This window comes from Lewinella sp., from assembly GCF_050633125.1.
Classification (GTDB): Bacteria; Bacteroidota; Bacteroidia; order Chitinophagales; family Saprospiraceae; genus Lewinella.
Genome location: NZ_JBOEFX010000084.1, coordinates 59,079 through 65,371, shown reverse-complemented (window position 1 = coordinate 65,371; position 6,293 = coordinate 59,079). Strand labels below are relative to the sequence as shown.

Below are 6,293 nucleotides of genomic sequence, written 5' to 3'. Positions count from 1 at the left end.
ATGGCCTGCGCGGCAATTCCTGTTTTGTCTTCCTTTTGTCGGGTGAATTCATGAATTTACCTTTCCCTTCTATTTCCTTATCTGGTCTAAAAAAACTTGGTGCCTTTGGTGGTTTAAAAAACACACGAGAAGGGGGTTAGGCTGTTCGGCATTGGCTTCACCTTTGTGAAATACGGAGGCATCCTTGAAAACAATAATGTTAATTGATTGTTAACTGATGGTAAAATTAAAGTGTATATTTGGTTATCTTTGTGTAAACGAAACACTGTTCAAAGCGATGTTTACCAATTTTTCCCAAGAAGAGCAGGAATATGAGACAGTTATGGCAATTAGTATTTTTTATCCTTATAGGGTGTAGCACACTGCATAGCCAGCGTAGTATCGCTTATCTGAATAGCCCTATTCGTTCCATCAATGAGGAAATGGTGACCACTGATAATCTCACTGCGCTTTCCTTCAAGCTAGAACGAGGAATGATTTACCTAGAGGCCATCATTGATGGTCAATCCGGAGACTTTATTCTCGACACAGGGGCACCTGGTTTAGTGGTAAATGAGATTCCAAAAGATATTACCCCGGATTATCAAGCACGATCCTGTTCAGAGAATGTTATTGTTGGTGTAAAACCGGTGAAGAAATTTTCTTGGGCCAATCGCACGATTCGTAACCTGGAAGCCATTACGCTTGATCTTAGCCACCTGGATAAGTTACATGATGCCGATGTCGAAGGAATGATTGGTTACGAACTCTTAAAAAACAATACCCTCTTTATTGATTATCAGCGGAATCAACTCTTGCTGTTAAAAAACAGGATGAATGTTGCTTTAGCAGCACCTGCCGCCCGAATTCCATTTGAGTTGTATGATCACCTTCCTGTTATTGAGGTCGTAATTGCTGATAAATCCTTCCGTTTAGGAATAGATACAGGAGCCGCCACTAATCTGCTAGACAGAGGTTGTGCCACTCATTTGGCCAACACACTACAGCAAAGACCTACCGAAGAAATTCAGGGTTTAGACCAAGGCATTCAAAAAGTAGAGGCCGCCTATTTGGAAGGAGTAAAAGCAGGAGATCTTGAATTCTCCGGCAAGTTTCTCTTTTTGGACCTGTCTCACCTTAATATGGATGAACAACCTTCACTTGATGGGCTATTGGGTTACCAGTTTTTATCCAACTACCGAGTAGCAATAGATTACCCTAATCAGGAAATACTACTTTGGCCCTTGGCAGAGTAAGCGCTTTGGATAATTTACTTTTTGCGCAATGCTAATGCATAATAAGTGTCACAACTACTATGGCCGGTGGCTCCTTCCGCGGCTGCTAGTGGCTGAAAACCCCTTTTTTGATAAAGCGCGTTGGCGGAAATCATGCGATTCACTGTTTCGAGGTACATTCTTTGGTAGCCCTGCTGAGTAGCTGTTTCAATACAATGATTGAGCAGTTGTTTTCCCATTCCGTAGCCGCGTAACTCAGACAAGAAATACATCTTCTTCAGCTCACAAGTAGCGCCATCTCCACCTAAAAGTGGACCGAAGCCTCCACAACCTTGTACCTCCCCTAAATGTTCGACAACGAAAAAGGCAGCTTGTTTGCTTTGGTAAGCCTCGTACATTTGATCTACTTCAGGGTCTTCGATAGAAAAACCTGGCCCCACACAACTAAATTCGGTCATTACTTGACGAATAATTTGGGCGACCCGTTTGTTGTCAGTAACCTGAATAGGGCGGATGATAGGATTGGACATAGTTCTGTTATTGATGGAGAATTAGCACAGCGAACTAACATTGGAGGAGGTGTATGCTTTGAAATAGGGAATCGGAGGTGAGAAGTCGGAAGTATTGTTGGTTCTTAAGGACAGAGAAGAACCGAGTTAATGCACGCTAATAATTGTTGGAAACATTTCTCATTTTGTACGCGTGTTCCATTAATTCCGACTTCCCATCTCCGATTTCCTTATATCTCTTCCTTTTCCAAATCGACCTGACCAAAATAAACGAGTACAAATCCGGTAAGGACCATTAAAATTTTGGTCATAAAGGCCCCTAAGCCTCCAAAAGCCCTCAGCCAGTAAAGGAAGGCAAAGTCGACTCCAACGAAGTTGAGAAAAATGGCCAAAAAACCAATTACCACGAAAAGAAACCCGATAATGGTTAAAAACGTTTTATTTTTAGTCATAAGACTTAAGAATTTCTGATAACTTTTAGAAAACCTAACAAGTATAACCCATTTATGATCAAATTGATCGAATGCCCCCGTGATGCAATGCAAGGTTTAAAGACGTTCATCCCCACGGAAACCAAGGCCAAATATCTGAATTTACTCTTACAAGTAGGCTTTCATACGCTTGATTTTGGCAGCTTTGTAAGCCCTAAAGCCATTCCGCAGATGAAAGATACGGCGGAGGTGCTTTCTTTGCTTGATTTGTCCAGTACTAAAACTAAGCTGTTAGCGATTGTTGCCAACCAACGTGGAGCGGAAGCTGCGGTGGCTTTTCCCGAAATTAGTTACCTGGGATATCCTTTTTCTGTATCAGAGACATTCCAGTTACGGAATACTAATGCTACGATAGCGGAATCGCTGGAAAGGGTGAAAAGAATCCAAGCACTCTGCAAACAGCACGATAAGGAGATGGTACTTTACCTCTCGATGGGTTTTGGTAACCCTTATGGCGACCCTTGGAATGCTGAGACCATTATGCACTGGGTAGAACAATTGTCACAATTAGATATCAAAATCTTTCAGCTTAGCGACACTATAGGGGTAGCCAAGCCGCCTGGTATTTCTTATCTTTTTAATGAGTTGATTCCTGCTTATCCGGAACTTGAGATTGGTGCGCATTTCCATACCACACCCAATGCCTGGAAGGAGAAGGTCACTGCTGCTGTTAAAGCGGGTTGTGTGCGTTTCGATGGAGCAATTCGCGGCTACGGCGGTTGCCCAATGGCCAAGGATGACCTTACCGGGAACATGCCTATGGAGCATCTGGTCTACTTTTTTGAAGAACAGCAGCAATCTACGGGAGTAAATGTCGAATTATTTGGCCAGGCTTACCAGGAGGCCGCCAATGTTTTTCCAGCGCATTAAGGAGAGCCGTTTTCAGAGAAAACGAAGGAACAGCAAAAAAAATGAGTTACGCCTTCGTTTTTAAAATAGGGAGGATTTATGCGTTCATTTTTTTTACCTTTGGCTGAATTATTGTTCCCGGGCCAGAGAAGGCCACATTTTTTTAATAGCACGCTACCCCTATGAGTTTTTGGGATCGTATTAAACGTTGGTTTGCAGGTGGTGAAAAGCCAGCTGTCACTACAAAAACTACCCCGAGTAAGCCTCCACAGCCTGCGACGGCTCCTAGGTTAGACAACCCTGACGATGGCCTGCCTTCACCCGGTGATACGCCCATTGATACTTTTCACGTGCTCTTCAGCAACAAGGACAAACACACTACATTTATGCTCAATTCTATCTCCCTCAGTTCGGATATGAAAACCCTTTACCTGATCGACAATGGTCGGGCGATTTCTTTTGATCTTACTGTGCCGCAAGGGGTGCTGGTAGGCTTACTTGGTGACCAGTTGGTCGTAGCTACCGGTAGTACGTTACCCGTTCCACAGGATACTCCCGACCTAGGTGTAGCAGGTGCCGTTGAAGGTGACGAAGTAGCACGTACCCGCCCGGTAGACAAGAAGTATACGTTTAAAGCAGGAGAGAATAGCCAGTATACCGTGAGTTATAATGGTAAGCACAAAGCTTTTGGCGTAATTGGGATAGACGATATCGTTATCAGCATAGAAGGTCCCGGAGAAGGTGACCCTGTCTGTAAGGAAAAGATGTTCTCCTTGACTAATCGAAATGTAGTTAGGTTATTGATGAAAGAGGATGTTTTAACCATTGATACTATTGCTGGTTAATAGACCGCTCCTTTTTATTACTTTTTGGAAGCCCGTTCTTTGGTGATAGTTGTGTTATTTATGATACTGTTGGCCCAGAGGAGAGCAATTTCATCTAGCCCCCCAATGGTGTTTTTAGGGCCGTTTGTTATTTTCTCTATGAATTGATTAAGAACAACCTTCTCGCTTTTCAGGGAACTCTCTGTTTGTAGTTTTTGGATTGTTCCAGCAGTTAGTTCAAAGAAGGCGAGTAATTTAGAATTTGATCTTTTAATAAAATACCTTCTAGTTGACCTTAAGGTGTTGTCAATACTGTCAAATTCTTCGAGTTTATAAGTAGCTAAAAGCTTAATGACGATGCTTATATCCTGAATATCTTCTCTTATGTTGCCGTATTTTTTTTGAAGTCGGGAAACATCTTTTAACCGCGATAGACATTCCGTGTAACGATCATTAAGAAAAAGAAGTAAAACAACATTTGATAAGATACTAAACTGAGTACTTGGGTTTAGTTCAAACTGTTGTAGGCCTTTACTGATATGTTCTATAGGGCCTTCAATCTCCTCACCTGGAGTATTGATCAGGAATAATAGTTGATAAAGAGAAGTCCGTTCAAAAAGTAATTTCTCACCTTGTTTATTGGGAATATCTTGACGTTGAAGTTTTTCTATTCGCTGCGGCAATTCTTTCTTTACTCTTTCTGCACTATTCAAAAGGGTTGAAAGTAAGTTGGAAGCGTCGCCAATATAAGTGACGAATTCCTCCGCTTTTTTCTTGGGGTGATCCTCCCAAATATTTACAATTTCTTGGAAATTATAGAGGACTTTTTCCGTCTCTCCTGTCAGTCGATAATAAAGAGACATAAACTTATGGTATCTCCAAAGGGAAGTAAATGAGTCTAAATCTGCGGGCTTTGTTTCGAGTAAATCATGATAAGTAGTAGTCAATTCAGCAACTTCTTTATCATTGAGTTTGTAAGGGTATTTTAAATATTTTACAGAGAGCTGGTCGTAATTATCATGTAACCAGAATTCTTTGGTTAATATCTCAATGTGATAATCTTTTTCTCTGGTAAGCTCTTTTACTTGCTCCTGATAATCACGGTCTAGCGAGCCACGCATCAGTTGCCGCTGCCTCAGGTTAATCTCCAATACAGCCAAATGATCCTCTAATTCTAAAGCCAAGTCCTTCGCTTCTGATAGCCGGTTTTCTGCCTGCTCGTAGAGCTTGCGTTCAAACAATATTTTTGCGTCTGTCAATAATTCCTTGATGCGGGTTTTGTAAGATTTTTTGCTCTGGTAATCCCGCATGGAACGTAGGATTGCTTCGTAAAGCCGTGCTTTATCATCACCTAATTTGGAGCCAAAGAGCTTTTTGAGTGGTTTTTCACTGAATTCTTCCTGATCGTTGATGGTTTTGAAGAGTGTCAGGTAGCGGCTTTGCTTGCGGCCACTCTTTTTTGCATCTAAGGTAAAGTACCGCTTCTCCGACTTAGACAAGGATTTGATCAGATGAAAGAGATGGTCTTTACTACGCATGTTGAACACTTGAGGATCTTAGGTTTCGCAGACTAAAGTCCGCGAAACCTGTTTAAACTAATAGCTAAGGGGGGGCAAAATCATCGACTCAGCTATGGTTGAGCCGCTAGTCCTTATACCAAGTATTTTGTACCCAATACCTATTAATTTCCTCCCAATCCATTCAATAACTGTAGATATGCCAAAGGAATTTCAATTACCGTACGACCATTGACCATTTGTGCGCGGGCATTGGTAGCTGGTACGATGGGTTGGTTACTGCCCTGTCCGGAAGGCGTAAGCCGCCCTGCATCAACACCAAAGGTGGCCAGATCACGAGCGACTGCTAGTGCGCGGTCTACGCTCNNCATTGGTAGCGGGTACGATGGGCTGGTTACTGCCCCGTCCGGAAGGTGTAAGTCGCCCTGTATCAACACCAAAGGTGGCCAGGTCACGAGCTACTGCCAATGCGCGGTCTACGCTCACGTCCCAATCGTAGTCGATATTGCTACTTGGGTTCACGTGCCCGGTAACCAGGATAGGTAGCTCTGGGTTGTCACGAAGCACAACAGCAATTTGCTGCAAAGCCTGACGCCCTTTCCAGTGAACAGCATTTGATTCCCCTTGCGGGAAAAGCAAGGCTTGGTTTAGCGTGAGTACCACGCCTTCTACGCCGGTTTCAATATTAACTTCGTTGTTAGGAAAACCTACTAATACACGCTGGAAGTAATTAACGAGTGCTGCTCGTTGGTGGTCGATGCTTGCTTTTTCTGCGCTTAGTTGATTGTAGCGAGCGTCGGGGACAGCGTCATAACCCGTGGGTGAATTATAAGCTCCGCGAGCCTCCATTTGCTGGAGTTCTGCATTTCTGCTTCGTAGCTGGCTTTCC

7 protein-coding genes are annotated in these 6,293 nt (G+C 43.1%); 3 read left to right on the top strand and 4 right to left on the bottom strand.

Annotated features, from left to right (window positions below):
* Positions 1-311 precede the first annotated feature (311 nt).
* Entirely contained in the window at positions 312-1,235 is a 924-nt protein-coding gene (locus ACRBG0_RS18690) for a pepsin/retropepsin-like aspartic protease family protein (RefSeq protein WP_431488380.1), read from the top strand.
* Positions 1,236-1,249: 14 nt separating this feature from the next.
* On the opposite strand, the gene ACRBG0_RS18685 is transcribed toward ACRBG0_RS18690, so the two are convergent.
* Together ACRBG0_RS18685 and ACRBG0_RS18680 are read right to left on the bottom strand one after the other, a co-directional pair.
* Positions 1,250-1,744 (bottom strand): GNAT family N-acetyltransferase, encoded by a 495-nt coding sequence (locus tag ACRBG0_RS18685; RefSeq protein ID WP_431488379.1) that lies wholly within the window; start codon positions 1,742-1,744, stop codon positions 1,250-1,252.
* A gap of 209 nt (positions 1,745-1,953) precedes the next feature.
* Positions 1,954-2,175 carry a hypothetical protein gene (locus tag ACRBG0_RS18680; protein WP_431488378.1) on the bottom strand — a complete coding sequence of 74 codons (222 nt, stop codon included), beginning with the start codon at positions 2,173-2,175 and terminating at the stop codon, positions 1,954-1,956.
* Between the two features lie 54 nt (positions 2,176-2,229).
* Here ACRBG0_RS18680 and ACRBG0_RS18675 point away from each other — a divergent pair, with 54 nt between their 5' ends.
* Both ACRBG0_RS18675 and ACRBG0_RS18670 read left to right on the top strand, forming a co-directional pair.
* Positions 2,230-3,084, top strand: coding sequence for a hydroxymethylglutaryl-CoA lyase (locus ACRBG0_RS18675; RefSeq protein ID WP_431488377.1), 855 nt, complete (start codon positions 2,230-2,232; stop codon positions 3,082-3,084).
* Between the two features lie 161 nt (positions 3,085-3,245).
* Positions 3,246-3,908: a hypothetical protein gene (locus ACRBG0_RS18670; protein ID WP_431488376.1), complete on the top strand. Its 663-nt coding sequence runs from the start codon at positions 3,246-3,248 to the stop codon at positions 3,906-3,908.
* A 17-nt stretch (positions 3,909-3,925) separates the two neighbouring features.
* Here the strand turns inward: ACRBG0_RS18670 and ACRBG0_RS18665 are convergent, their stop codons facing one another.
* Positions 3,926-5,425 (bottom strand): hypothetical protein, encoded by a 1,500-nt coding sequence (locus ACRBG0_RS18665; RefSeq protein ID WP_431488375.1) that lies wholly within the window; start codon positions 5,423-5,425, stop codon positions 3,926-3,928.
* Positions 5,426-5,772: 347 nt separating this feature from the next.
* Positions 5,773-6,253: OmpA/MotB family protein (locus ACRBG0_RS18660; RefSeq protein WP_431488389.1), on the bottom strand; the 481-nt coding region annotated here is incomplete at its 3' end.
* Positions 6,254-6,293: the final 40 nt, after the last annotated feature.

What these genes read in the sequence shown, in the direction of transcription:
- ACRBG0_RS18690 (WP_431488380.1), top strand. Translation starts at nt 312, where the DNA reads ATGAGACAGTTATGGCAATTAGTATTTTTTATCCTTATAGGGTGTAGC.
- ACRBG0_RS18685 (WP_431488379.1), bottom strand. Translation starts at nt 1,744, where the DNA reads ATGTCCAATCCTATCATCCGCCCTATTCAGGTTACTGACAACAAACGG.
- ACRBG0_RS18680 (WP_431488378.1), bottom strand. Translation starts at nt 2,175, where the DNA reads ATGACTAAAAATAAAACGTTTTTAACCATTATCGGGTTTCTTTTCGTG.
- ACRBG0_RS18675 (WP_431488377.1), top strand. Translation starts at nt 2,230, where the DNA reads ATGATCAAATTGATCGAATGCCCCCGTGATGCAATGCAAGGTTTAAAG.
- ACRBG0_RS18670 (WP_431488376.1), top strand. Translation starts at nt 3,246, where the DNA reads ATGAGTTTTTGGGATCGTATTAAACGTTGGTTTGCAGGTGGTGAAAAG.
- ACRBG0_RS18665 (WP_431488375.1), bottom strand. Translation starts at nt 5,425, where the DNA reads ATGCGTAGTAAAGACCATCTCTTTCATCTGATCAAATCCTTGTCTAAG.